At 56.8% G+C, this 449-nt stretch carries 1 protein-coding gene; it reads right to left on the bottom strand.

What is annotated here, in order from left to right:
* Positions 1-62: 62 nt before the first annotated feature.
* On the bottom strand, positions 63-449 hold a 387-nt coding region (locus L972_RS01170; RefSeq protein WP_047434578.1), incomplete at its 5' end, for a type I restriction-modification enzyme R subunit C-terminal domain-containing protein.

Here is a 449-nt window from a genome sequence, read left to right as displayed (position 1 = left end):
ATCGATAAAACAAGCGGCCATCATTGGAATGGCCGCATGGTAGTTCAGAAGCAGTCAGGTCGTCAGGCGCTCTGCTGCTCACGGTAAATTTCTTGCTCCAGTTCGGTGATGGCCTGCTCGAACTGTTTGGGGCCACCAAAACCCTTCTTGGCCAACTCCAGCGGGCGCCCCAACTCGGTAAAGGGGGCGACTTTTAGCGCATCCTTGGTCTCAATCTCGGTCACCCCCTGATCGGCATACTTGTCGAGCAGTCTGGTAAGAACCTGCTGGGCGGTGTCGTTGTACTTGGTGAAGTAGTTGCGCTTTTTGACGTTGTTGGCCCGCTCGCGGCGGGTCAGTGGCGGCTGATCGTATACCACATGGCAGATAAGGTCGAACGGGTCGAGCTCCTTGCCCACTTCCTGCTCCAACACCTCCCACAGCACGCCCGCCTGAGCCAATTCATCCAT

The sequence above is a fragment of the Aeromonas sp. ZOR0001 genome, from assembly GCF_000801015.1.
Classification (GTDB): Bacteria; Pseudomonadota; Gammaproteobacteria; order Enterobacterales; family Aeromonadaceae; genus Aeromonas; species Aeromonas veronii.
Note: the sequence above shows the minus strand (reverse complement) of the source record. Positions and strands in the feature narration are given on the sequence as shown.